At 68.8% G+C, this 22606-nt stretch carries 21 protein-coding genes and 1 tRNA gene; 9 read left to right on the top strand and 13 right to left on the bottom strand.

The annotated features are described in order from the left end of the window. Positions 1–107: 107 nt before the first annotated feature. Positions 108–2903 (bottom strand): pyruvate dehydrogenase (acetyl-transferring), homodimeric type, encoded by a 2796-nt coding sequence (aceE, locus tag BKN51_RS22885; RefSeq protein WP_101609555.1) that lies wholly within the window; start codon positions 2901–2903, stop codon positions 108–110. A 401-nt stretch (positions 2904–3304) separates the two neighbouring features. Between aceE and BKN51_RS22880 the strand changes: the two genes are divergently transcribed. The 3 genes from BKN51_RS22880 (at position 3305) to BKN51_RS22870 (ending at position 4389) form a co-directional block, all read left to right on the top strand. Further along, the gene (locus BKN51_RS22880) at positions 3305–3736 is read left to right on the top strand and encodes a DUF3052 domain-containing protein (protein WP_034311133.1); all 432 of its coding nucleotides are present in this window, start codon (positions 3305–3307) and stop codon (positions 3734–3736) included. A gap of 77 nt (positions 3737–3813) precedes the next feature. Then, entirely contained in the window at positions 3814–4275 is a 462-nt protein-coding gene (locus BKN51_RS22875) for a peroxiredoxin (protein WP_101609554.1), read from the top strand. Positions 4276–4314: 39 nt separating this feature from the next. After that, a tRNA-Val gene (locus BKN51_RS22870) sits at positions 4315–4389 on the top strand. Between the two features lie 204 nt (positions 4390–4593). Here BKN51_RS22870 and BKN51_RS22865 read toward each other — a convergent pair. Then, entirely contained in the window at positions 4594–6045 is a 1452-nt protein-coding gene (locus BKN51_RS22865) for an amidase (protein ID WP_101609553.1), read from the bottom strand. Positions 6046–6158: 113 nt separating this feature from the next. On the opposite strand from BKN51_RS22865, the gene BKN51_RS22860 reads away from it, so the two are divergent. After that, positions 6159–7139 (top strand): GNAT family N-acetyltransferase, encoded by a 981-nt coding sequence (locus tag BKN51_RS22860; protein WP_101609552.1) that lies wholly within the window; start codon positions 6159–6161, stop codon positions 7137–7139. 231 nt (positions 7140–7370) lie between these two features. Here the strand turns inward: BKN51_RS22860 and BKN51_RS22855 are convergent, their stop codons facing one another. After that, positions 7371–7874, bottom strand: coding sequence for a carboxymuconolactone decarboxylase family protein (locus BKN51_RS22855; RefSeq protein WP_101609551.1), 504 nt, complete (start codon positions 7872–7874; stop codon positions 7371–7373). Positions 7875–7888: 14 nt separating this feature from the next. Here BKN51_RS22855 and BKN51_RS22850 point away from each other — a divergent pair, with 14 nt between their 5' ends. Further along, positions 7889–8407: a MarR family winged helix-turn-helix transcriptional regulator gene (locus tag BKN51_RS22850; protein ID WP_101609550.1), complete on the top strand. Its 519-nt coding sequence runs from the start codon at positions 7889–7891 to the stop codon at positions 8405–8407. On the opposite strand, the gene BKN51_RS22845 is transcribed toward BKN51_RS22850, so the two are convergent. From BKN51_RS22845 to BKN51_RS22835, 3 genes are read right to left on the bottom strand one after another with little or no spacing between them, the layout of a single operon-like run. Then, on the bottom strand, positions 8404–8823 hold the full coding sequence (locus BKN51_RS22845; protein WP_101609549.1) for a cupin domain-containing protein: 420 nt from the start codon (positions 8821–8823) through the stop codon (positions 8404–8406). The genes BKN51_RS22850 and BKN51_RS22845 overlap by 4 nt on opposite strands. Positions 8824–8865: 42 nt before the next feature. Beyond that, on the bottom strand, positions 8866–10362 hold the full coding sequence (locus BKN51_RS22840) for an AMP-binding protein (RefSeq protein ID WP_101609548.1): 1497 nt from the start codon (positions 10360–10362) through the stop codon (positions 8866–8868). Further along, positions 10359–10985, bottom strand: a complete 627-nt coding sequence (locus BKN51_RS22835; RefSeq protein ID WP_101609547.1) for a TetR/AcrR family transcriptional regulator — start codon at positions 10983–10985, stop codon at positions 10359–10361. The genes BKN51_RS22840 and BKN51_RS22835 overlap by 4 nt, the downstream gene beginning before the upstream one ends. Positions 10986–11047: 62 nt before the next feature. Here BKN51_RS22835 and BKN51_RS22830 point away from each other — a divergent pair, with 62 nt between their 5' ends. Next, the gene (locus BKN51_RS22830; RefSeq protein WP_101609546.1) at positions 11048–11539 is read left to right on the top strand and encodes a DUF1453 domain-containing protein; all 492 of its coding nucleotides are present in this window, start codon (positions 11048–11050) and stop codon (positions 11537–11539) included. Here the strand turns inward: BKN51_RS22830 and BKN51_RS22825 are convergent. Beyond that, complete coding sequence (locus BKN51_RS22825; protein ID WP_101609545.1) at positions 11536–12714, bottom strand: aminotransferase class V-fold PLP-dependent enzyme; 1179 nt, start codon at positions 12712–12714, stop codon at positions 11536–11538. The two genes, BKN51_RS22830 and BKN51_RS22825, sit on opposite strands and share 4 nt — an antisense overlap. A gap of 46 nt (positions 12715–12760) precedes the next feature. Here BKN51_RS22825 and BKN51_RS22820 point away from each other — a divergent pair, with 46 nt between their 5' ends. Together BKN51_RS22820 and BKN51_RS22815 are read left to right on the top strand one after the other, a co-directional pair. Next, positions 12761–13390: a GntR family transcriptional regulator gene (locus BKN51_RS22820; RefSeq protein WP_101609544.1), complete on the top strand. Its 630-nt coding sequence runs from the start codon at positions 12761–12763 to the stop codon at positions 13388–13390. A 4-nt stretch (positions 13391–13394) separates the two neighbouring features. Next, positions 13395–14156 (top strand): metallophosphoesterase, encoded by a 762-nt coding sequence (locus BKN51_RS22815; RefSeq protein WP_101609543.1) that lies wholly within the window; start codon positions 13395–13397, stop codon positions 14154–14156. Here the strand turns inward: BKN51_RS22815 and BKN51_RS22810 are convergent. From BKN51_RS22810 to BKN51_RS22785, 6 genes are all read right to left on the bottom strand, one after another. Continuing rightward, complete coding sequence (locus tag BKN51_RS22810; protein WP_101613400.1) at positions 14153–15775, bottom strand: CocE/NonD family hydrolase; 1623 nt, start codon at positions 15773–15775, stop codon at positions 14153–14155. The two genes, BKN51_RS22815 and BKN51_RS22810, sit on opposite strands and share 4 nt — an antisense overlap. A 160-nt stretch (positions 15776–15935) precedes the next feature. Continuing rightward, a complete protein-coding gene (gene aspA / locus BKN51_RS22805; protein ID WP_101609542.1) occupies positions 15936–17324 on the bottom strand; it encodes an aspartate ammonia-lyase in 1389 nt (462 codons plus the stop codon). A gap of 10 nt (positions 17325–17334) precedes the next feature. Beyond that, the gene (locus BKN51_RS22800; RefSeq protein WP_101609541.1) at positions 17335–18288 is read right to left on the bottom strand and encodes an asparaginase; all 954 of its coding nucleotides are present in this window, start codon (positions 18286–18288) and stop codon (positions 17335–17337) included. Beyond that, positions 18285–19724, bottom strand: coding sequence for an amino acid permease (locus BKN51_RS22795; RefSeq protein ID WP_101609540.1), 1440 nt, complete (start codon positions 19722–19724; stop codon positions 18285–18287). The genes BKN51_RS22800 and BKN51_RS22795 overlap by 4 nt, the downstream gene beginning before the upstream one ends. 4 nt (positions 19725–19728) lie before the next feature. Beyond that, positions 19729–20400: a FadR/GntR family transcriptional regulator gene (locus BKN51_RS22790; protein WP_101609539.1), complete on the bottom strand. Its 672-nt coding sequence runs from the start codon at positions 20398–20400 to the stop codon at positions 19729–19731. A 523-nt stretch (positions 20401–20923) separates the two neighbouring features. Further along, the gene (locus BKN51_RS22785; protein ID WP_101609538.1) at positions 20924–21325 is read right to left on the bottom strand and encodes a nitroreductase/quinone reductase family protein; all 402 of its coding nucleotides are present in this window, start codon (positions 21323–21325) and stop codon (positions 20924–20926) included. 134 nt (positions 21326–21459) lie between these two features. On the opposite strand from BKN51_RS22785, the gene BKN51_RS22780 reads away from it, so the two are divergent. After that, positions 21460–22425 carry a plasmid pRiA4b ORF-3 family protein gene (locus tag BKN51_RS22780; protein ID WP_233223020.1) on the top strand — a complete coding sequence of 322 codons (966 nt, stop codon included), beginning with the start codon at positions 21460–21462 and terminating at the stop codon, positions 22423–22425. The last annotated feature ends 181 nt before the right edge of the window (positions 22426–22606 follow it).

Below are 22606 nucleotides of genomic sequence, written 5' to 3'. Positions count from 1 at the left end.
TTCGCCCCGGAAACATCCGATGTCTCACCCTAGCTCGTCCGGTCCCGAACGCAATGAAAGGCCCGTTACTTGCAAAATTTGCAAGTAACGGGCCTTTCATGGCATCGCTACGCGCTACCGGAGTCCGACAACTGCGGTCCCGCGGCGGTGACGTCGTCGAGGCGGTACTTGCGCGCCGCCTCGGCCACCTTCGCCCGGTCGACCTCGCCGCGCTTGGCGAGCGCGCTCAGCGTGCCGACCACGATCGACTGCGCGTCGACCAGGAACTTCCGCCGGGCGGCGGGGCGGGTGTCGGAGAACCCGAACCCGTCGGTGCCCAGCGTCAGCATGTCGTTCGGCACCCACGGGCGGATCAGGTCCGGGACGGCGCGCATCCAGTCCGAAACCGCGACGACCGGTCCGCTCGTGCCGGACAGCTTCTGCGTGATGTACGGCACACGCGGGGTGTCGCCCGCGTGGAGCAGGTTGTCGTGGTCGACCTCGACGGCTTCGCGCCGCAGCTCGGTCCACGACGTCGCCGACCACACGGCCGCGCGTACGCCCCACTCCTCGGCCAGCATCTGCTGCGCCCGCAACGCGTCCGGCATGGTGACACCGGACACCAGGATCTGCGCCTCCGGACCGTCGCCCGACGGGGCGTCGGCGTAGCGGTACAGACCCTTGAGCAGGCCGTCGACGTCGAGGTTCTCCGGCTCGGCGGGCTGCTGGTAGGGCTCGTTGTAGATCGTCATGTAGTAGAAGATGTTCTCGCCGTTGCCGTCCGGCCCGGTCTCGCCGTACATCCGGCGCAGCCCGTCCCGCACGATGTGGGCGATCTCGAACGACCACGCCGCGTCGTAGGCCACGACGGCCGGGTTGGTCGCCGCGAGGAGCAGCGAGTGCCCGTCCGCGTGCTGCAGGCCCTCACCGGTCAGCGTGGTGCGGCCGGCGGTGGCGCCGAGCACGAACCCGCGGGCCATCTGGTCCGCCGCCGCGTAGAGGCCGTCACCGGTGCGCTGGAACCCGAACATCGAGTAGAAGATGTAGATCGGGATCATCGGCTCGCCGTGCGTGGCGTACGAGGTGCCGACGGCGGTGAACGACGCGGTGGAGCCCGCCTCGTTGATGCCCTCGTGCAGGATGACGCCCTTTTCGGACTCCTTGTAGGCCAGCATCAGGCTCGCGTCGACCGACGTGTACGTCTGGCCGTGCGGGTTGTAGATCTTGGCCGTCGGGAACATCGAGTCGAGACCGAAGGTGCGCGCCTCGTCCGGGATGATCGGGACGATCCGCTTGCCGATCTCGGAGTCCTTCGCCAGCTCGCGGACGAGCCGGACGAACGCCATCGTGGTGGCGACCTCCTGCTTGCCCGAGCCCTTGCGGATGCCTTCGTAGACCTTGTCGCCGGGCAGCACGAGCGCCTTGGAGGCCTTCGGGCGGCGCTCCGGCAGGAAGCCGCCGAGCGCCTTGCGGCGGCCGATCATGTACTCGATCTCCGCCGAGTCCTTGCCGGGGTGGTAGTACGGCGGCAGCTTCGGGTTCCGCTCGAGCTCCTCGTCGCTGATCGGGATGCGCTGGGCGTCCCGGAACAGCTTGAGGTCGTCGAGGGTGAGCTTCTTCATCTGGTGCGTGGCGTTGCGGCCCTCGAAGGACGGCCCGAGGCCGTATCCCTTGATGGTGTGGGCCAGGATCACCGTCGGCTGGCCGTGGTGCTCCAGCGACGACTTGTAGGCCGCGTAGACCTTGCGGTAGTCGTGGCCGCCGCGCTTGAGGTTCCAGACGTCGGCGTCGGTGAGGTCCTTGACCAGTTCCTTGGTCCGCGGGTCGCGGCCGAAGAAGTGCTCGCGGACGAAGGCGCCGTCGTTGGCCTTGTAGGTCTGGAAGTCGCCGTCCGGCGTGGTGTTCATGAGGTTGACCAGCGCGCCGTCGCGGTCCGCGTGCAGCAGCGAGTCCCACTCGCGGCCCCAGATGACCTTGATGACGTTCCAGCCGGCGCCGCGGAAGTACGACTCCAGCTCCTGGATGATCTTGCCGTTCCCGCGCACCGGGCCGTCGAGCCGCTGCAGGTTGCAGTTGATCACGAAGGTCAGGTTGTCGAGGCCCTCGCCCGCGGCCACGTGGATGAGGCCGCGCGATTCCGGCTCGTCCATCTCGCCGTCGCCGAGGAACGCCCAGACGTGCTGATCGCCGGTGTCCTTGATGCCGCGATCACGCAGGTAGCGGTTGAACCGGGCCTGGTAGATCGCGTTCATCGGGCCGAGGCCCATGGACACGGTCGGGTTCTCCCAGAACTCCGGCATCAGCCGCGGGTGCGGGTACGACGGCAGGCCGCCGCCCTCGCCCGCGTGCGAGAACTCCTGGCGGAACCCGTCCAGCTGGTTCTCGGTCAGCCTGCCCTCGAGGAACGCGCGGGCGTAGATGCCGGGGGAGGCGTGACCCTGGATGAAGATCTGGTCGCCACCGCTGGAGTGGTCCTTGCCGCGGAAGAAGTGGTTGAAGCCCACTTCGTACAGCGCCGCGGACGAGCCGTAGGTCGAGATGTGACCGCCGACACCGACGCCGGGCCGCTGCGCGCGGTGCACCATGATCGCGGCGTTCCACCGGATGTAGGCGCGGTAGCGGCGCTCGATCTCCTCGTCACCGGGGAACCAGGGTTCGTTCTCGGTGGGGATGGTGTTGACGTAGTCCGTCGACGTCAGCGCCGGAACGCCGACGTGGCGTTCCCTGGCCCGCTCGAGGATGCGCAGCATCAGGTAACGGGCGCGCTGCTGACCACCCCTGGCCAGCGCCTCGTCGAAGGAGTCCAGCCATTCGGCAGTCTCCTCCGGGTCGATGTCGGGCAGGTGCGCCGCCAGTCCGTCACGGATGACGCGGACGCGTGCCGGGGTCTCCTTGCCGGAGGCGCCGTCGTTCTGCGGGGCCAAGGGGTCTCCTTGCGAAAGGTGGTAGCTGGTTCTGCTCGTACGCGGACGTGTCGCCTTCCATCGTCGTCCTCCGGTTCCGTTCGCGTCACCGCTACTGATCGGTAACGTTCGCGTACCCGATCGCGACACGTCTCGCGCGCGCCTGTACTCGCGCGCGCGTTTTCTCTCCCACCCTAAAGCAGGGTGTTCGGCGGTGCCCAAGTGCGCCTGAATTGACCACCCACGAGTGGGCCGAATGTCCGTACGCTGCGACACGAGTTGTTCAAGATCCGGTGTGGACGGTTGCGCGCAGCGCCTCACCAGTGTTCGCTAACGGGCATCGTGTACCCGAGTGTGGTGCCCGCCCGGTCGATCCGGCCGAGGCGACACCACGCTCCGTCGTAGTTGGAGGAGTGACAGCAGTGGTCGCCGCGGGAGACGCTGATCAGAGCAGCGTCGCCGAAAGGCTTGGGATCAAGCCGGACATGGTGGTCCAAGAGATCGGCTGGGACGAGGACGTCGACGACGACCTCCGAGCGGCGATCGAGGAGCAGATCGGCGGCGACATCCTCGACGAGGACGCCGACGAGGTCATCGACGTTGTGCTGCTGTGGTGGCGCGAAGACGACGGTGATCTCGGAGACACGCTGATCGAGGTCCGGACCCCCTTGAACGAGAACGGTGTGATCTGGGTGCTGACCCCGAAGACGGGACAGCCAGGGCACGTCGAGCCGAGCGAGATCGCCGAAGCGGTGCCGCAGGTCGGGTTGGCGCAGACCGCCAACATCAGTGCGGGCCCGAAGTGGGCAGGCACCCGGCTGGTATCGCCGAAGTCGTCCAAGACCAAGCGGTGACCTCCGGAGCCGCGCGATCGACACGATAGGGTTGTCGTCGCAGGCCCCTGTTCGCTCTTTGAGAGGAAACCGCCGGTATGGCCGTCGAGGTCGGATCGCAAGCCCCGGACTTCACGCTCAACGACTACAACAAGCAGGCCGTGAAGCTGTCGTCCTTCCAGGGTGACAAGCCGGTCCTGCTGGTGTTCTACCCGTTCGCGTTCAGCGGTATCTGCACCGGCGAGCTGTGCCAGCTCCGCGACGAGTTCGCGGACTACGACGGCGAAGGTGTCCAGGTCATCGGTGTGTCCGTGGACACCCCGTTCTCGCTCAAGGCGTGGGCCGAGCAGGAGGGCTACCAGTTCCCGCTGCTCTCGGACTTCTGGCCGCACGGTGAGGTCGCGAAGGCCTACGGCGTCTTCAACGAGGCGGCCGGCCTGGCCACCCGCGGCACCTTCCTGATCGACAAGGACGGCGTCGTGCGGTTCGCCGAGGTCAACCAGCCCGGCGAGGCGCGCGACCAGCAGGCGTGGAAGAAGGCCGTGGCCGCACTGGCCTGAGTCTTCACCGGTGGCACCCGTGCGCGGGTGTCACCTTCCGGGCGCATAGCTCAGCGGGAGAGCACTCGGTTTACACCCGAGCGGTCGTAGGTTCGATCCCTACTGCGCCCACCAGGCCACGCTTATCGAAGCCCGATCGGTGAATCTTTCGCCGGTCGGGTTTCTTCGTTTGCGCAGGCCAAGCCGCTTCTGACGTCGTCAAGCGTCGCCCGGCTGTCGTGACCGGTCCGGTCACGCGAGACCGTGTGGATTTCTGGTCAACCAACGCACCAAAATCCACACGGTCGGGGCCTCCGAGATCATCGGAGGCCCCTTTCGCTACCTCGGTACTTGGAAGCCGCCGATCTCCCGCTCCAGAAGTTCGGCCAGCCGCAGCGGGGTGCGGTCCTCGAACATCGGCCCGATGAGCTGCACCCCCACCGGCAATCCCTCGGGGGACCGGCCCGCCGGGATGGCGGTGGCGGGAAGGCCGGGCATGGTGGCCAGGCCGGCCAGGACGAGCTGGTCGAAGTACGGGTACTCGACGCCGTCGATGTCGATCCGGCGTGCCAGCGGATCCGGATTGTGATCGTGCGGAAACGCGGGAGTGGGCGTGATCGGGCACACCACGGCGTCGAACTCGGTGAAGAACTGCCGCCAGCCGTGACGGTGGAGCTCGCGGCGGGTGTTCGCCTCCATCCAGTCGCGGTGGGTGAACACCATGGCGCGCAGCCGCGTCGCGTCGAGGCTCTGGTCGTCCGCGCTCAGTTCGGCGGCGCGGGCCTGCAGTTGCTCGTACCCGTCGACGGGGAACCGTGCGACGGAGCTCGAGAACATCAACTGCGTGTAGAGCGTCGCGGCTTCGGTCAGATCGGGCAGCAGCGGGGTGTGCCGTTCGACGCGGGCACCGCCGTCGGCGAGCGCGTCGGCCACCCGGTTCACGCCCGCCCGTACCGCGGACCCGGTCGGGATGAACGGATGCTCCTCGATGACCAGGACCCGGAAGTCGCGGAGCCGCTCGTGGCGCGCGGGTGGCAGCGTCACGTGGTGTGCTTTGCCGAGCGTCAGCGGGTCCGGTCCGGTCATGACGTCGAGCAGGAGCGTGAGGTCGCGGGCGGAGCGCGCCATCGGCCCGACGACGGCGAGGTCGAGTTCGACCGGCAGGGGCGGTGACGGCGGCGCGACCATGCCGCGGGTCGCCGCCAGCCCGAGGGTCGGCTTGTGCGCGTAGACGCCGCAGAAATGCGCGGGGGTGCGCAGCGAACCGGCGAGGTCGGAGCCGAGGGACAGCGCGCCGAAGCCGGACGCCAGGGCCGCCGCCGATCCGCCGGAGGATCCGCCCGGCGTGCGCTCGTGATCCCACGGATTGTTGGTGGTGCCGTAGATCTCGTTGAAGCTCTGGATGTCCTGCAGCCCCAAGGGCACGTTGGTCTTGCCCAGCACCACCGCGCCCGCGGTCTTGAGCCGCGACACCTGGACCGCGTCCTCGGCGGGCACGTAGTCCCGGTGTGGCGGCATGCCCCAGGTCGTGGGCAGCCCGGCCATGTCGTAGCACTCTTTGACCGTCACCGGGATGCCGAGTAACGGGCGGTCTTCGCCGCGGGCGCGCGCCTCGTCGGCATCGCGCGCGGCGGCCCGCGCACGGTCGAAGTCCGGTACGCAGATGGCGTTGATCGCCTTGTCGTCGCGCTCGATACGGGCGATCGCGTCGTCGGTCAGTTCCGCCGAAGTCACGTCACCGGCACGCAAAGCGGCCGCGAGTTCTTCGGCCGTTCGAAAGTTCCACTCCATGAAAATCGACCGTACGGGCCCCTTGAGCAGGTCATAAAATACTGTTTCGCGCAAACGGCCACGCCCATCGAAAACCCGGAGACACCCCGACCGCGCGGGGATACCGTCGCCGCATGCGCGACACCCTGACGTGGCGGCCGCTCACCCGCGAGGACGCTGAAGCGTCGGCCGACCTCCTCAACGCCATGGAGACCGTGGACGGCATCGGCGAGAACTACACCGAGGAAGACACCCTCCAGGAGTTGATCGACCCGTACGCGGATCTGGATCGGGCGAGTCTCGCCGCGTTCGACGGCGACATGATGGCGGGCTACATGAAGATCCGCTTCAAGCCGTCCGCGGAAGAGGTCCATCGGGTCTTCCTCGACGGCGGAGTGCATCCCGGGTATCGCCGTCAGGGTCTCGGAACCGCGCTCGTCGACGCGGGGGTCGAGGCGGCCGAAGTGGTGCACGCGCTGCATCATCCGGCCTCGAAGCTCGTGGTGGACGTCAACCGGCCCGAGCGGATCGCCGGTCTGGCCGAGCTCCTCCGGAGCCGGGGATTCGCGGCGGTGCGCTACTTCCAGCGCATGGAACAGCCGCTCGGCGGCTCGCTCGGCGATGTGGGGATCCCGGACGGGTTCCGGATCGAGCCGTGGTCGGAGCGGAACGACGAGGACTTCCGGGGCGTCCGGAACGAGGCGTACCGGGACTACTGGGGCGCGGTGCCGATGCCCGTGGACCTGTGGAAGAACAAGATCACCAACCAGACCTTCCGGCCCGAGGTGAGCTTCCTGCTCCGGGAGGAGGCGACGGGCGCACCGGTGGGAATGCTGGTGACCATGTTCTGGGAGGCCGACACGGAGGCCACCGGCGTCCGCGACGCGCACTTCATGCTCGTCGGAACACTCCGGGGACACCGGAGGCAGGGCGTCGCCGGAGCGCTGATGAGGCACGCGCTGCGGGCCGCGGCCGAGCAGGGTTACCACCGGGCCAGCTTGAACGTGGACTCGGCGAGCCCGTCCGGCGCGTTCGGGGTCTTCGAGAAGGCGGGCTTCGCGCCGACGATGCGGTACGTGCGGTGGGCACTCGAAATTCAAGGCGCAGACACGTAAAGGCCCCTTCACTCGACTGAGCCGAGTGAAGGGGTCTTTACGCACCCCCAACCCCTGTGGAACGTCTTGATCTTTCGGCGGTCTGGTCTGCCCCCTCGGCAGGCCAGACCGCCGGTGCGCCGCGCCGCGGGTGGCGAACTTTCGGCTGCACAAGACAAGAGACGGTCGGGACTGCCCAGATACATCAAGATCGGCGGCCAAAGGAGTGACATCGGTGATCACGGGTCGTGACTAGGCGCGGGTGAGCCGGTTCGCCAGGGTCGACATCGTGTAGGTCCCGATGCCCATGACGACTTCGAGGGCATTCCGCTCGGTGTAGCCGTGCCCGAGGAAGGTCCGCAGCGTCTCGTCGTCCACGCCGCCGGCGGTTTCGAGCACCGCCAGCGTGAACTGCCGGACGGCTTCCAGACGCGCGTCGGGGACGGGCTCCTCCGCGCGAAGCGCCGCGATGACGTCGTCGTCCGCGTGAAGTCCTTCCAGCTTGCCGGTGTGCATCTCGATGCACACTTCGCAGCCGTTGCGCGTCGCCACGGTCATCACGATCGTCTCCCGCGCGAGCGGTTCGAGCGTGGTCTTCTCGAAACTCGCGCTGAGTTTCAAGAATCCGTCGAGCAGTTCCGGCGACGACGCCAGCCGGGCGACGGCGGTGGGGAGGTGGCCCAGGTGCCGGATGGTCGCCTCCATCGGGCGACGCGAGGCTTCGGGCGCGGTTTCGAGGGTGTGATCGGTGAACAAGGCAGCCCCTTAAGATGGTCAACGTGGTTGACGAAAAGGTAAACCAGGTTGTCGAACATGGCAAGCGAGTTCCCGACGCGCCCGGGTTCGAGCTGCCGCTGCTGCTGTTCGCGGGCTTCCGCTCGATCATCGACCGGCTGCACGCCGAGCTGGCCGAGCAGGGGCATCCCGACGTCCGACCGGCGTACGGCTTCGCCATGCAGGCGATCGGCCGCGACGGCGCGACGGCGAGCGAGATCGGGCGGCGGCTCGGGGTCAGCAAGCAGGCGGCGGGCAAGACCGTCGACAAGCTGGAGCAGCTCGGTTACGTCGAGCGCGCCGACGATCCGGCCGACGCGCGGCGCAAGGTCGTGCGGCTCACCGGCCGCGGGTTCGACTCACTCGGCCGGAGTGCGGCGATCTTCGAGGAACTGCGCAAGGACTGGGCCGACGCGCTGGGTGCCGACAGGGTCCGCGCGCTTGAAGCCGACCTCCGCACGATGGCGCCGGCGGACGGCTTCCGCCTCGACGTCGCCGGCTGGTTCGGGGCCTAGAACGGGCAGCCCGGGTTCGGCGCGTCCTGCGACAGCGGGCTCCCGTGCGGCAGGACGTAGAGCACCTCCAGCACCACAGGCGTCGTCCCGAGGTTCCGTCCGATGTGGACGGTGTCGCTCGGCTCGGTGAAGACGGCGCCCTTCCGGTACAACCCGTCGAGGCCGCAGTCGGCCGAGTTGTGCGTCAGCGTGCCCGCCTTGACGTACGCGTAGAGCGTCCCGTCGTGGTAGTGCCAGCCGGTGTACCCGCCGGGCTGGATGACGACCTCGCGCAGCACGTAGTCGGTGTCCCCGACCGTCTTCTGCTCGAAGATCGTCCCGGTCACCCCGGAACCGGGCGTCGCGTCGGCCGTCGCGGGGACGGCGAGCAGGAGCGCGAGTGTGGCGAGCAGTGTGGTCACGGACCGCAGGCGCATGAGGAAAACCGTACCGCGATCCGTGCTGCCCGAAAGGGCTGTTCAGGTCGCCCGAAGCGTCCGCCGCAGCATTTTGCCGCTCTCCGTCCGTGGCAGCCGCTCCCGGAAGTCGAACCGGCGCGGCGTCTTGAATCCGGCGAGTCCGGCTCGGCAGTGTTCCTCGAGCCGCTTCGCCAGCGCGGAGTCCCCGGCGACACCCTCGACCGGTTGGACGACGGCGACGACCCGTTGCCCCCACTCGGGATCCGACTCCCCGATCACCGCGACGTCGGCGACGTCGGGATGGCTCAGCAGCCGCGCTTCGATCTCGGCCGGGTAGATGTTCACCCCGCCGGACAGGATGAGATCCGTCCGCCGGTCGCACAGGAAGACCCGGCCCCCGGCGTCGAAATAGCCGACGTCGCCGACGGTGACGAACTCCCCGGAACGTGCGGCGGCGGTCTTGTCCGGATCATCGTGATAGTCGAATTTCGTGTGCGCGGAACTGAAGTAGAGCGTCCCGGTCTCGTCGGCGGGGAGTTCCCGGCCGTCGTCGTCGAGGATCTTCACCCGCACACCGTCCAGCGGCTTGCCGACCGTGCCCGGTTCGGCGAGCCATTCGCGTGCGTGCACCGCCGTGATCAGTCCCTCGGACGCGCCGTAGTACTCGTGGACCACCGGCCCGAGCCAGGCGAGCATGCGCTCCTTGACTTCGTGCGGGCATGGGGCGGCGCCGTGGATCACCGAGACCAGACTCGAAAGGTCGTGGCGCGCACGGACGTCCTCGGGCAGCCGCAGCATGCGGTGGAACATCGTCGGCACCAGATGCGTACTCGTGACGCGGTGCTTTTCGATGAGCCGCAACGTTTCCCCGGCGTCGAACCGGTCCATCAGCACGAGCGTGTGCCCGAGATGCAGGATCGCGGTCGAGAACATGCCCGGTGCCGCGTGATAGAGCGGGCAGGCGACGAGGTGCACACCGTGCCCCGGCAGGACGTCCAGGCGTTCGAGGACGTGCGCGTGGATCGGGTGCAGCGCGGGCGGCCGTCCGGACAGGGCGCGCCGGACGCCTTTGGGGCGCCCCGTCGTGCCGGAGGTGTAAACCATCGTCTGCCCGGCCGTCCGATGCGGCGGCGTGGTGGTGGGCGAGTCCGCGCCCCAGGCCGCGTAATCCGCCCAGCCGGGCGTTTCGCCGCGCGAAAACCGGTGCAGGCCCTCCAGTTCCGCGGTGCACGTGGCCGCGACGTCCGCGTCCGCGACGGCCACTTTGGCTCCACTGTTGGCCGCGATGTAGGCGATCTCGCCCGGTGAGGACCGGTGGTTGACCGGGGTGAAGTAGATCCCCGCCTGCAGGGTCGCCAGGAGCAGTTCGTAATAGGCGAGTCCGTTGTGGATGATCGCGACGACGCCGTCGCCTTCGCCGAGACCGAGCGCCCGTAAGGCGTGGGTCAGCTGGTTCGCTCGCGCCGACAGTTCGCCGAAGGTGGTCTCCCGCCCGTCGACGTCGATCACCGCGACGCGGCCGGGATCCCGGGCCGCGACTTCGTAGAACGTGCTCATCCCGCCACCGTGCCATCCGGGCCGGGTCGCCGCAGGCTCTCCAGATGCCGCCGGAGCACCGTCCGCATCATCTCCGGCGAAGTCCGGCCTGCCGACAGGGCGAGGCCGTCCAGCAGCGCGGCCAGCCTTTCGGTTTCGACGGCCAGGTCGAGGCCGTCGAGCAGGCCGCCCGCTCCGTGCGCGCCGTCGAGGACCCGCCGGACGAGGGCGCGGACCCCTTCATGCGTGCGAGTGGCCTCCTCGGCGAGGTCCGGTCGGTTCTTCGCGGCGGCCGTGAACGCCAGCCAGACGTCGGTTTCGGCCCGGGTCTGCTCGGTGAGCGGGAGCAGTTCGCCGAGCAGCGCTTCGGTGAGTTCCAGCCGTCGTGAGCGTGGCGTCGCGGGGGCGAGTTCCGGGAGGTGCGCGAGCAGTCTCGCGATCACCCGGTCGCCGAGCGCGCGCATGGCGAACACGATCAGCTCGTCGTGCCCCTTGAAGTAGTGCCGCACCGAACCGATCGCCAGCCCGGCCTCGTCGGCCACGCTCCTGAGCGAAGCCTGCGCGAGACCGTCCCGCTGGATCACGCGGAAGACGGCTTCGGCTATCTCCAGGCGCCGGGCCTCGGGGTCGACGATCTTGGGCATGTTGCCTTTATAGCACGACCTTGCTATTTTATTTGGCACAGGCATGCTACAAAGGGGGAGTTATGAGGACCTGGCTACTGGTCGCGTTGGCGATCGCCGTGGTGATCGCGATCGTCGTGCGAAGGCTGCGAGGGGAGCCGCTGGTCGCCCGCGACGTGTTCGGGGCGCCGGTGATCCTGATCGGGATCGGGGTCTACGGCCTGACGAAACTCGACGCCTTCACGTTCACGGACGGTCTCTGGCTCGTGTTGGGCGCCTTGGTCGGCTGCGGCCTCGGCGCGGTGCGCGCCGCCACCACGAAGCTGTTCGAGCGCGATGGCGTGCTTTGGCTGCGCTACACCGGCTGGACGTTCGGGGTCTGGGTGCTGTCGATGGCGGTGAACTTCGGGATCGGTTTCCTGGCCGCGATGTCGGGGGCGCATCCCGACGCCAGGCCGATCACGCTGTCGATCGGTGTCAGCCTGCTGGGGGAGGCGCTGGTGATCGGCATGCGCGCGAAGACGACGGGGCTGCCGTACGCCCCGCCGTCCGAGTCGGTGCTTTCCCGGCGCTAGGCCAGTTTCCCGACTTCGTCCACGAGGAGCGCGATCTCGTCTTCGGTGTTGAAGTAGTGCACCGAAGACCGGACCATCGACGGCAGGCCTCGTGCGACGAAGTCGAACTGGGCGGACGACGCTTCCACGACGCTGACGTTGATCTTCGCCGCCGCCAGGCGCTGTTTCACTTCCGGTGACGGCGTTTTCGCGACGCTGAACGTGACGATTCCGCACTGCCGCGTGCCCTGGTCGTGGACGAGGACGCCGGGGATCTCGCGGAGCGCGTCGCGCAGGGTCGCCGCGAGCGCGGTGACGCGGGCTTCGATGGCGGGCATGCCCCACTCGAGGGCGTAGTCGATCGCCGCGCCGAGTCCGTGCACCGCGGCGTGATCGCGTTCCCAGACCTCGAACATCTTCGCCGTCGAATCGACTTCGTAGCTCTCGGGCGCGGTCCACGCGGCCGAGTGAAGGTCGAGCATCGCGGGCTCCACGCGCTCGCGCAGCCGAGGGTGCGCGTAGAGGAAGCCGGTGCCGCGCGGCCCGCGCAGGTACTTGCGGCCGGTCACGCTGAGCGCGTCGCAGTTCAGGCGCGCGACGTCGAGGTCGATCTGGCCGGCGCTCTGGCACGCGTCCAGCAGGAACGGGATCCCGGCCTCGCGCGCGACCGCGCCGATCTCCTCGGCGGGGTTGACCAGTCCGCCCTGGGTCGGCACGTGGGAGACGGCGATCAGCTTGACGTCGCCGTCGACGCGGCGCTTCAGGTCCTCGACGTCCAGCTGCCCGGACTCGTCGTTCTCGACCACCTCGACGACGGCGCCGGTGCGCTTCGCGAGCTGCAGGTAGGAGATGACGTTGCTCGCGTACTCGGACTTCGCCGTCAGGATCCGGTCTCCCGCGGCGAACGGCAGCGCGTAGAAGACGGCCTGCCAGGACCGGGTCGCGTTGTCGGTCAGGGCGATGTCGTCGGGTTCGGCGCCGACGAGCCGTGCGGCCGAGGCGTAGACGCCGTCCATCCGCTCCAGGGTCGCCGCGGCCTGCTCGTATCCGCCGACCAGGGCTTCTTCGCGCAGGTAGCCGACGACGGTGTCGGTCACTCGTGCGGGCGGCAGCGACGATCCGGCGTTGTTGAGGTGGACCACCTCCGCGCAGCCCGGCGTCTCGGCGCGAGCGCGGTTTACATCGAAGTCCGTCATGCCTAACTGAATACAGTACGGCCGAAGTGCATGCAATACTGCCCGCATGACGAGGAACCTGCTCCGGAGCGACCTCGCGGAGGAGATCACCGCCCGGGTACTCGACGGCCGGCTCGCCGCGGACAGCCGGATCAACGAGGTGCACCTCGCCCGCGAGCTGGGTGTCAGCCGGACACCGCTGCGCGAGGCACTGATCGGGCTGGCCGATCGTGGCCTGCTGGTCTCGGCGCCGGGCCGCGGTTTCCTGGTGCCGCCGTTCGACCCCGAAGAGGCCCGGCGGCTGTACCCGCTCGTCGCGGAACTGGAAGCGCTCGCGTTGCGCTGGAGCTCGCCGCAGGACCTCGCCGGACTCACCGGCGGCCTCGACCGGATCGCCGACGAGATGACCGCCGAACTCGGCCGCCGGGGTGATCTGTCCGAATTGGACGATCGCTGGCACGCGCTGCTGGTCTCGCGGTGCACGAATCCGCATCTGCTGCGCTTGATCGAGCAGACCAAGCCGCTCCTGAAACGCTACGACACCTCGTATTTCGGTGGCACCGAACGCTCGCTGGAGAGCATCGACGAGCACCGCCGGATCGCCGGGGCGATCCGCGTCTCCGACCACGCGACGGCAGCGGAGCTGCTCGTGCGGAACTGGGTGAAGACGTTGGCATATCTGGAGAACATGGGGTGAAACGATGTTCGTGACGGCACATCTGAGCGACAACCATCTCGACGGCGGGGAACGCGCCGACGAACGCACCGCGCGGGTCATGCGGTACCTGGAGAACCTGGCGAAGCCGGTCGACGCGATCCTGGTGACCGGCGACATCTCCGACCACGGCACACTCGAGGAGTACCGGCGCGCGGCCGAACTGTTCAAGACCGATGTCCCGTTGTTCACCTGCCCCGGAAACCACGACAAGCGCGGCCCGTTCCGCGAAGGTCTGCTCGGCCAGGCGCCGGACGACGCGCCGGTCAACGAGGCGCACACCGTCGGCGACGTCACGTTCGTGATGGCGGATTCGAGCATCCCCGGCAAGCCGGACGGGCGGTTCGACGACGAGACCCTGGCCTGGCTGGACGGCGTCCTGGCCGACGGTGACGGCCCCGCCTTCATCGCCTTCCACCATCCGCCGGTCGCGCTCGGCCTGCCGTTGGTGGACGCGATGCGCCAGTTCGGCGAGGACGGGCTGGCCGAGGTGCTCGCCCGCCACCCGCGCGTGGTGGCCCTGCTCTGCGGGCACGTCCACGCCTCGTCGTCGACGTCGTTCGCCGGACTGCCGCTGCGGTCGGCGCCCTCGGTCGGGTCGAGCATCCTGCTCCCGTGGGAGGAGAACGGGCTCCGGCCGTGGGGAGAAGGCGGGCCGATCGACTACGACCTGCCGCCGTCGCTGCTGTTCCACGTGCTGCACGACGACGGCAGGCTGACCACCCATCACCGGGTGGTCCCGGGCTAACCCGGGAACACCGGCAGCGTGATCGCGGACGGGTGCGCGGGGTCGTGGAAGATCTCGAACCGCGAGGGTTTCCCGTCCACCGCGCTGAAAACGGGCTCACCGGTGCCGTGGTTGCGGGCGAAGCGGGGGAACGCTCCGCCCGCGACCTGCAGCCGCAGCCGGTGTCCGCGCCGGAACCGGTAGGCCGTCGGATCGAGCCGGACCTCCGCCGCGACCACACCGTCCTCATCGGACCCGGGACTGCCGGGGCGCAGCCGGAGGATGCCGTCGGTGACGTTGCGGGAGACGCCGCGACCGTCCACATCGCACAGCCGGACGAAGACGTCGCCGTGCCCGAGGTCGGTCCGGACGTGCACCAGCGCGGAGACCTCGCCGATGACGTCGAGGTCTCGCTCCAGCGCGTCGCCGGTGAAGAGCAGCACGTCCCGGCGCTCCTCGACGGCCTTGTTGTCGCGCTGTTTCTGCGTGCCCGAAAGCAGGGGCCCGCCCACGGACGGCGTCGGATCGGCCGGATCGAAGGTGAACGTCCCGGGTTTCGCCTCCAGCGGTCCGGCGGTGGAAAGCCCGCCGGGACGCAGGAAATACGGGGTGGCGCCGGATTCCGGCGGCCAGCTTTCGAAGTCCAGCCAGCGTCCGGCGCCCTGGAGGTACAGGCGCACCGGGGCTTGGCGCAGCGGCGCGCTGTCGCCGTGAAGGTGGGCGGAGAGGAAGCCGATCTGGTCGGTGATCAGGGTTTTGAGGCTGGCCGGTTCGCCGTGCGCCCAGGGGCCGACGGTGATCCTCGGCTCGCGTCCCGCCGCGGCGAGTTCCTTGAAGTCGCGCAGCTGCGCGGAGATGAACAGGTCGTACCAGCCGGTCACCATCGTCACCGGGGTCGTCAGCGCGGCGACCTCGGCGCTGTGGTCCGACGGGGCCCAGAAGTCGTCTCCCGGCTCGGCGTGCCCGGAGACGTCCTGCAGGAACCGCACCTGCTCGCCGATGGCCGCGACGTCCGCGCCGGAAACCGGCAGATGCGCCATGGCCTGGCGGGTCTTCTTCGTCTGCCAGGGGTTCGGAAGGCCGGCGAACCGGCCTTCCTGGCGGCCGATCAGCGCCGACCACGAAACCATGTTGTCGACCGCGAGGATCCCGCCCGGATAGAACGTCGAGACGAACTCCGACGCGGTGACGCCGAGGCACAGCGCTTCGAGCGGCTCGTCGAGGTACGGCGCGACGGCCCACTGCGTGTGACCGAGGTAGCTCGCGCCCGCCATCGCGACCCGCCCGTCGCACCACGGCTGCTCGCGCAGCCAGGCGACGGTGTCGAGGCCGTCCTCCTTCTCCAGGTGGAACGGCCGGAACTCGCCGCCGGAGCCGAAGGTTCCGCGCGTGCTCTGGAGGACCGTCTGCAGGCCGTGCCGGGCGAACGTCTCGCCGAAGATCTTGCCCATCACCCCCTTGCGGCCGTACGGCGTGCGGATCAGCACGACCGGCCGGGGCTCGCCGCCGGGGACGGCGTAGCGGTCGGCCAGCAGCCGGACGCCGTCGGACATCGGGACGGGGATCCCCTTGGTCGCCACGGGAGCGGGGCCTTCGGCCGGGGGGAGGCCGAGGAACCGGTCGAGGAGTCGGTCGAGCACGCCTGGGCCGCCTTTCGTGCGGATGATCATCGTCCGCTTACGACCGTACTCCAGATCACCGCAGGTGGTGGGTCTCGTGAGTGGTAATGACGGTTAGAACCGTCATTACCACTCACGAGGCCTGGCGCGGGGCGGACCGCCCGGTACCGCCCCGCGGGTCTCAGCGAAGCCGCGCGAGTGTCTCCGGCTTCAGCAGCTTCGCCAGTTCTTCGGCGGGAAGAAGGCCCTTCTCGACGACGAGTTCCGCCACTCCGCGCCCGGTCTCCAGCGCCTCCTTGGCGATCTCGGTCGCAGCCGCGTACCCGATGCTCGGGTTCAGCGCGGTCACCAGCCCGATCGAGTTCTCGACGTAGCCCCGCATCACGTCGGCGTTCGCGGTGATCCCGGAAACGCACCGCTCGGCCAGGACCACGCAGGCCGACCGCAGATGCGTGATGCTCTCCGAGAGCGAGTGCAGGATCAGCGGCTCGAAGGCGTTGAGCTGCAACTGCCCGGCTTCCGCCGCCATCGTGATCGCGACGTCGTTGCCGATGACCTCGAACGCGACCTGGTTGACCACCTCGGGGATCACCGGGTTGATCTTGCCCGGCATGATCGACGACCCGGCCTGCACCGGCGGCAGGTTGATCTCGTTGAGCCCGGCCCGCGGTCCCGACGAGAGCAGCCGCAGATCGTTGCAGCTCTTCGAGAGTTTCACCGCGATCCGCTTGAGCACACCGGAAAGGTGCACGAAGGCGCCGCAGTCCTGCGTCGCCTCGACGAGGTCGGCGGCGGTCACGACGGGCAGCCCGGTGATCTCGCGCAGATGCGCGACGGCGGCTTCGGCGTATCCGGGCGCGGCGTTGAGGCCGGTGCCGATCGCGGTCGCGCCGAGGTTGATCTCGTGCAGCAGCGCCACCGCTTCGGTGAGCCGCAGCCGGTCTTCGCCGAGCATGACCGCGTAGGTCCCGAATTCCTGCCCCAGCGTCATCGGGACCGCGTCCTGCAGCTGGGTCCGGCCCATCTTCAGCAGATCGTGGAACTCGACGGCCTTGGCGGCGAACGCCCGCTCCAGCACGACCATCGCTTCGGCGAGCTCGCGGACGGCGATGATCGTCGCGACGTTGACCGCGGTCGGGTAGGCGTCGTTCGTCGACTGCCCGAGGTTCACGTGCTCGTTCGGGTGTACGCGGGCGTAGTCGCCCTTCTCGTGGCCGAGCAGTTCGAGCGCGCGGTTCGCGATCACCTCGTTGGCGTTCATGTTCGTCGAGGTGCCCGCGCCGCCCTGGATGACGTCGACGACGAACTCCTCGTGCAGCGCGCCTTCCCGGATCTCACGGCACGCCTCGCAGATCGCGTCGGCGACATCCGGGCTCAGCAGGCCGAGACCCGCGTTGGCGCGGGCGGCCGCCTCCTTGACCGAGGCGAGCGCCTCGATCAGATGCGGGTACGCGGAGATCGCGGTGCCGGTGATGGGGAAGTTCTCCCTGGCGCGCGCGGTGTGCACACCCCAGTAGGCGTCGGCCGGAACTTCCTTGTCTCCCAGCAGATCGTGTTCCACGCGGTGCATCGAAGGCTCCTCAGGCGGCAAGGTGGTGTCCGGCGAGCGCGTCCGTCACGCGCAAACCGGGGGTCGGCTCCAGTACGTCCTGTTCGACGCCGCACAGCGCGAGCGCGGCGGCGAGCACCGGCCGCCGCGCGCGGTCACCGCCGTCGGCGATCTTGAGCGCGATCGCCGTCCCGTCCGGCAGGGCGGCGACCTGGACGGCTTCGAAACCGTCCTTCGCGATCAGGCCGGGAACCGCGCGCATGAGCGCGGTGACGTCGCGACGGGTGCCGGCGACCAGTTCCGGATGCTTCCGGATCCCTTCGCCGACAAGGCCTTCCGGAGTACCCGGAGCGGCGGCGGCGATCTTGCCGACGGCCTTGGCGAGCCCGCGCAGCGAGACCGCGAACAGGGGAGCGCCGCAACCGTCGACGGCGACCTTCGGGATCGGCTGCCCGGTCAGGTCTTCGACGCAGTCCGCGATGGCGCGCTGCAGGGGGTGTCCCGGGTCCAGGTAGTCCTTGGTGGACCAGTCGTGCAGACGGCAGGTCGCGAGCATGGCCGCGTGCTTGCCGGAACAGTTGTGCGCCAGCCTCGAAGCGGTCCGTCCCGAGGCGACCCAGGTGTCCCGTTCGACCGGATCGAACGGCAGATCCTCCGGCGTCCGCAGGTCCTCGGCGGTGAGCGCGGCACCGTCCAACGTCCTGAGGACCTCCGAGAGGTGGATTTCCTCGCCGGAGTGGCTGGCCGCGCCGACGGCGAACCCCGCCGGGCTCAGGTCGACCCCGAGCCGGGCCATCGCGGTGGCCTGCAAGGGTTTCGCCGCCGAACGCGGATAGAACGCCGCCTCGACGTCGCCCGCGGAGAACAGCACGCGGCCGTCGGGCGCCAGGATCACGGCCGAACCGTGGTGCACCCCCTCGACCATTCCGTCGCGGAGGAGGTGCACCAGCGGTACGTGCGCGGGAACGCGGATCTCGGGGATCACAGCTTCGTCTTTTCGAAGACGTCCATGTTGATCCGCTTGCGGACCCCGAACCACCCTCCCACCAGCGCCAGCCCGATGACCGGCAGGCAGAACAGGGTGATCCGGCCGACCTCGTCGAAGCCCATCAGCACGATGACGGCGACGAGGAAGAGCAGCGTCGCGATCTCGGTGTAGGGCGAGAACGGGAGGCGGTACGACGGGCGTTCGACCTCGCCGCGTTTGGCCTTGCGCACGAACAGCAGATGCGAGAGCACGATGATCGCCCAGGTGCCGAGGATGCCGACGGCCGCGAAGTTCAGGACGATCTCGAAGGCCTGGCTCGGCACGACGGCGTTCAGGCCGACACCGACCACGCAGACCGCGGAGGTGAGCAGGATCCCGCCGTAGGGCACGTGGTTCTTGTTCATCACGCCGGTGAACTTGGGCGCGGATCCGGCCAGTGACATCGACCGCAGGATGCGGCCGGTCGAGTAGAGCCCCGAGTTCAGGCTGGACAGCGCCGCCGTCAGCACGACCAGGTTCATCACGTTGCCCGCCTGCGGCACCCCGACGTGCGAGAGCACCGTGACGAACGGGCTCTCGGTCTTCGAGTACGAACTCCACGGCATCAGCATCGCCAGCAGGACCACCGAACCGACGTAGAAGATCCCGATCCGCCACATGATCGAGTTGATCGCCTTCGGCATGATCTTGCGCGGGTTCTCCGTCTCACCGGCGGCGACGCCGACCAGTTCGACCGAGGCGTAGGCGAACACGACGCCCTGGACGATCAGCACCATCGGCAGCACACCGGCGGGGAAGAAGCCGCCGTTGTCGGAGATCAGCGAGAAGCCGGGCACCTGGCCGTCGATCGGCTGCTGGGTGACCAGCAGCCAGATCCCGATCCCCATGAAGGTCACCAGCGCGGCGACCTTGATGATGGCGAACCAGAACTCCATCTCGCCGAACAGCTTGACCGACACCATGTTCAGCGCCAGCACCACCGCGAGCGCGATGAGCGCCAGCACCCACTGCGGGATCGGCGTGAAGAAGGACCAGAAGTGCGCGTAGAGCGCGATCGCGGTGATGTCCGCGATACCGGTCGTCGACCAGTTCAGGAAGTGCATCCAGCCCGCGACGAAAGCGCCCTTCTCGCCCATGAACTCCCGGGCGTAGGAAACGAAGGCGCCGGAAGAGGGGCGGTAGAGGATGAGCTCGCCGAGCGAACGCACCACGAAGAACGCGAAAAGGCCGCAGACCGCGTAGACGATCGCGAGTGCGGGGCCCGCCTGGGCGAGGCGGCCGCCCGCGCCGAGGAACAGACCGGTGCCGATGGCGCCGCCGATCGCGATCATGTTGACGTGGCGGGGCTTCAGCGCCTTGTCGTAGCCGGCGTCACCGGCGTCGGCCGGCACCGGCGCGGACTTGTCGTCCGCGCTGAGGGTCTGTTCGGTCACGGTGTCAGTCGTCCTTGTTCTGGTGCGTCGTGTGGCTCGGCCGCACGATGGTGGTGAGCGCGTCCTCGACGTGTTCGAGATGGGAGGTCATCGCCGCGACGGCGTCCGCTTCGGAACCGGCGGCGATGGCGGTGACGATCTCACGGTGCTCGGTGTTCGACCGGGTCCGACGTCCACCCAATTGGTTGAGAAATGCGGACTGGCGGGCCAGCGCGTCCCGGATCTCCTCGATGACCTTGCCGAACACCGGGTTGCCCGAGGACTGGGCGATGGTGATGTGGAACAGCGAGTCCAGCGCCACCCACGCGGTGTTGTCGGTTTCGAGGTCCATCCGCTCGACGAGGTGGCCGAGCAGGTCGAGGTCGTCGGTGCTGCGGCGGACGGCCGCGTACCCGGCGACGGGGATCTCGACGTGGCGCCGGACCTCGAACAGGTCACGGGCCGAGTAGGTCCCGAAGGTGGGGTTCTCCACCGGCCCGGTGGCGGTCACGAAGGTCCCTTTGCCCGTTTTGGACACGGTGAGCCCGAGCGCCTGCAGTCCCCGTAGTGCTTCGCGGACGACCGAACGGCTGACCTCGAACTCCTTGCCGAGCGCGGATTCCGACGGCAGCTTGTGCCCGACGGGGTACTCGCCGCGCTCGATGGCGCCGCGGAGGTGGGCCAGAACGGCCTCCATCGCGCTGACGCGTCTTGGACCACCGTGTCCGGCTGTCTGGCTGTCAGACAGGTTCATGAGACGAGATCGTGCGGTCGGCCCCACGCTTTGTCAAGCGATCGGCCGAGGGTCCCGATCCGCTGTGCGAGGACGGCGTCGATGGGGTAACCGGCACCGGAATTGAAGGCGGTGCTGGGCGCTTTCGTCTGTCCGGAGTTCAGTGGTGACACCGGAATCCCGCGCGGGGGTGGTCAGTGTCACAGCGGTGTCGAGCAGGGCGTCGGTACAGGTGGTCGTGAGTGGCGATTCGGGTTCTAACCCGAATCGCCACTCACGACCACCCCAGCCGACTCGGTACCGGCGCCCTGGTCACTTGAACTACGTGATGGCTGGTGCGGGTGGGGCGAAGGTGGCGGCCGTGGCGATCACGAAGGTAGTGAAGGCCTCCATCACTACGGTCAAGGTAGGCAAGGGGCCCTTCACGGCCCGGCCCCTTGAACGACCGCGGGCAGAAGCCGGTAGGTGACTCACGACCACCGTGAGCTCAGACCCGCTTGAGCGCGATCACCGGGAACGGACGGCTGGTCATCGACTGGTGCTCGGCGAGCCGGGGGAACGCCCTCGCCTGCTTCGCGAACAGACGGTCCCGGGCCGCTCCGGTGATCTCGGCCGCGTGGGCGGGAAAGGACTCTCCGTCCGCCTCGACGTCGACGGACGGCTCCGCGACCAGGTTGCGGTACCAGTCCGGATGCCCGGGAGCGCCCCCGTTCGCGGCGAACACGATGTAGCGGTCGTCGTCCGCCAGGAACAGCATCGGCGTCACGTGGCGTCGTCCGGTGCGGGCGCCGGTGGTGGTGAGCAACAGCGTCGGGAGGCCCTCCCCGTGGCGGCCGTTCGCGCGGAACTCCGCGATCACGCGTTCGTTCATGGCCTGCAGGTCGATCATCAACTCTCCGGGCGGTTCGGTGATCTTGGCGGCTGGCCAGTCTGCCCATCCGCGCCCAGGTCGGCAAGCATTTTTGGATCATGGCTGCTCACGAGGCCGCGAAACCTGTCGGTGCCGCTGGGGATACTGCGGGAGTGAGCCCCACCAGCCGAGGGCGCAAGCCCGAGAAGCCGAAACCTGCCGACCTGTCGGACTGCGTCGCGCGAGGCGAACCGGACCGGGACAGGGTCACCCTCGCCGCCACACTGACCGTGGGCAAGCGCTCGGTGAGCGTCGAGGTGGTGGTCGACGGCGACAGGGTCCGCAGGATCGAACTCCACGCGGAGCCGTCGGACGCCTTGGTGACCGAGGCACCGCTGACACCCGAGGAGTTCCGGAGCCAGGTCGAGGCGGCGCTGATCGTCAGGGCCGATTCTGACGCCTGGCTTTTCGAGAGGGTCCCGGACTTCTTCGAGCTGGGCGCGAAGTCGGACTTGCCCGAACGAGCCGACCGGCTGCGCCGATGGCTCGGCCTCCCCGAGTACGAACCGGTCCCCCGATCGGGAGTCGATCCTCTTCCGCTCGTCCTGCCTCCACCCGGACCGGTCACCGGACTGCGGCTCGCGGTCGCCCTGCTCGGACCGGACCAGGCGATCTGGCGACGGCTCGAAGTCCGCTCCGATCTCACGCTCGCCGGAGTGCACCGGGTCCTGGCGGCGGCGTTCGACCGGGACGAGCGGCAGTACCACTGGTTCGAGACGGCGTACGGAGGCTTCAGCACCGACGGCCGGTACGGAGAAGGCGATCGCCTGGACGATCAGGTGCTCCTCGGCCAGGTCGTCACGGCACCGGGCCATCGACTCGTCTATGAGGCGGAGCATTGGCGGCACTGGATCCGCGTCGAGCAAGTGGTCGCCCTCCCCAGAGCGCCGAGCTGTCTCGACGGCGAGCGCGCGGCGCCTCCGCCGGAATGCGAAGACGAGCACGCGTACAAGATGTTGCTGGAGGCGCTGAGGGATCCGGGCGACGAAGAGAACGACGGCCTGGTCGAAGAGCTCGGCGGCTATGGGTTCGACCCGGAGTGGTTCGACAGGGAGGGGGTCAACGCCCGGCTGGGCTGAGCATCACTGCCCCGTTCGGGTGGCGAAGACTCCGGCGAGGCAGCTGGATTTGATCTTCGTCAGCTAGCAGACTCGGCACCGGCTGACGACCGCGTCCCCCCGCGAGTTGCTGATGATCTTGACAAGCCTAGGGTGGGAGGACCGGCCCGCGTCACGCAGCCAGGGACCCGTCTGCCTAGGG

Origin of the sequence: Amycolatopsis sp. BJA-103 (assembly GCF_002849735.1) — a bacterium.
Lineage (GTDB): Bacteria > Actinomycetota > Actinomycetes > Mycobacteriales > Pseudonocardiaceae > Amycolatopsis.
Note: the sequence above shows the minus strand (reverse complement) of the source record. Positions and strands in the feature narration are given on the sequence as shown.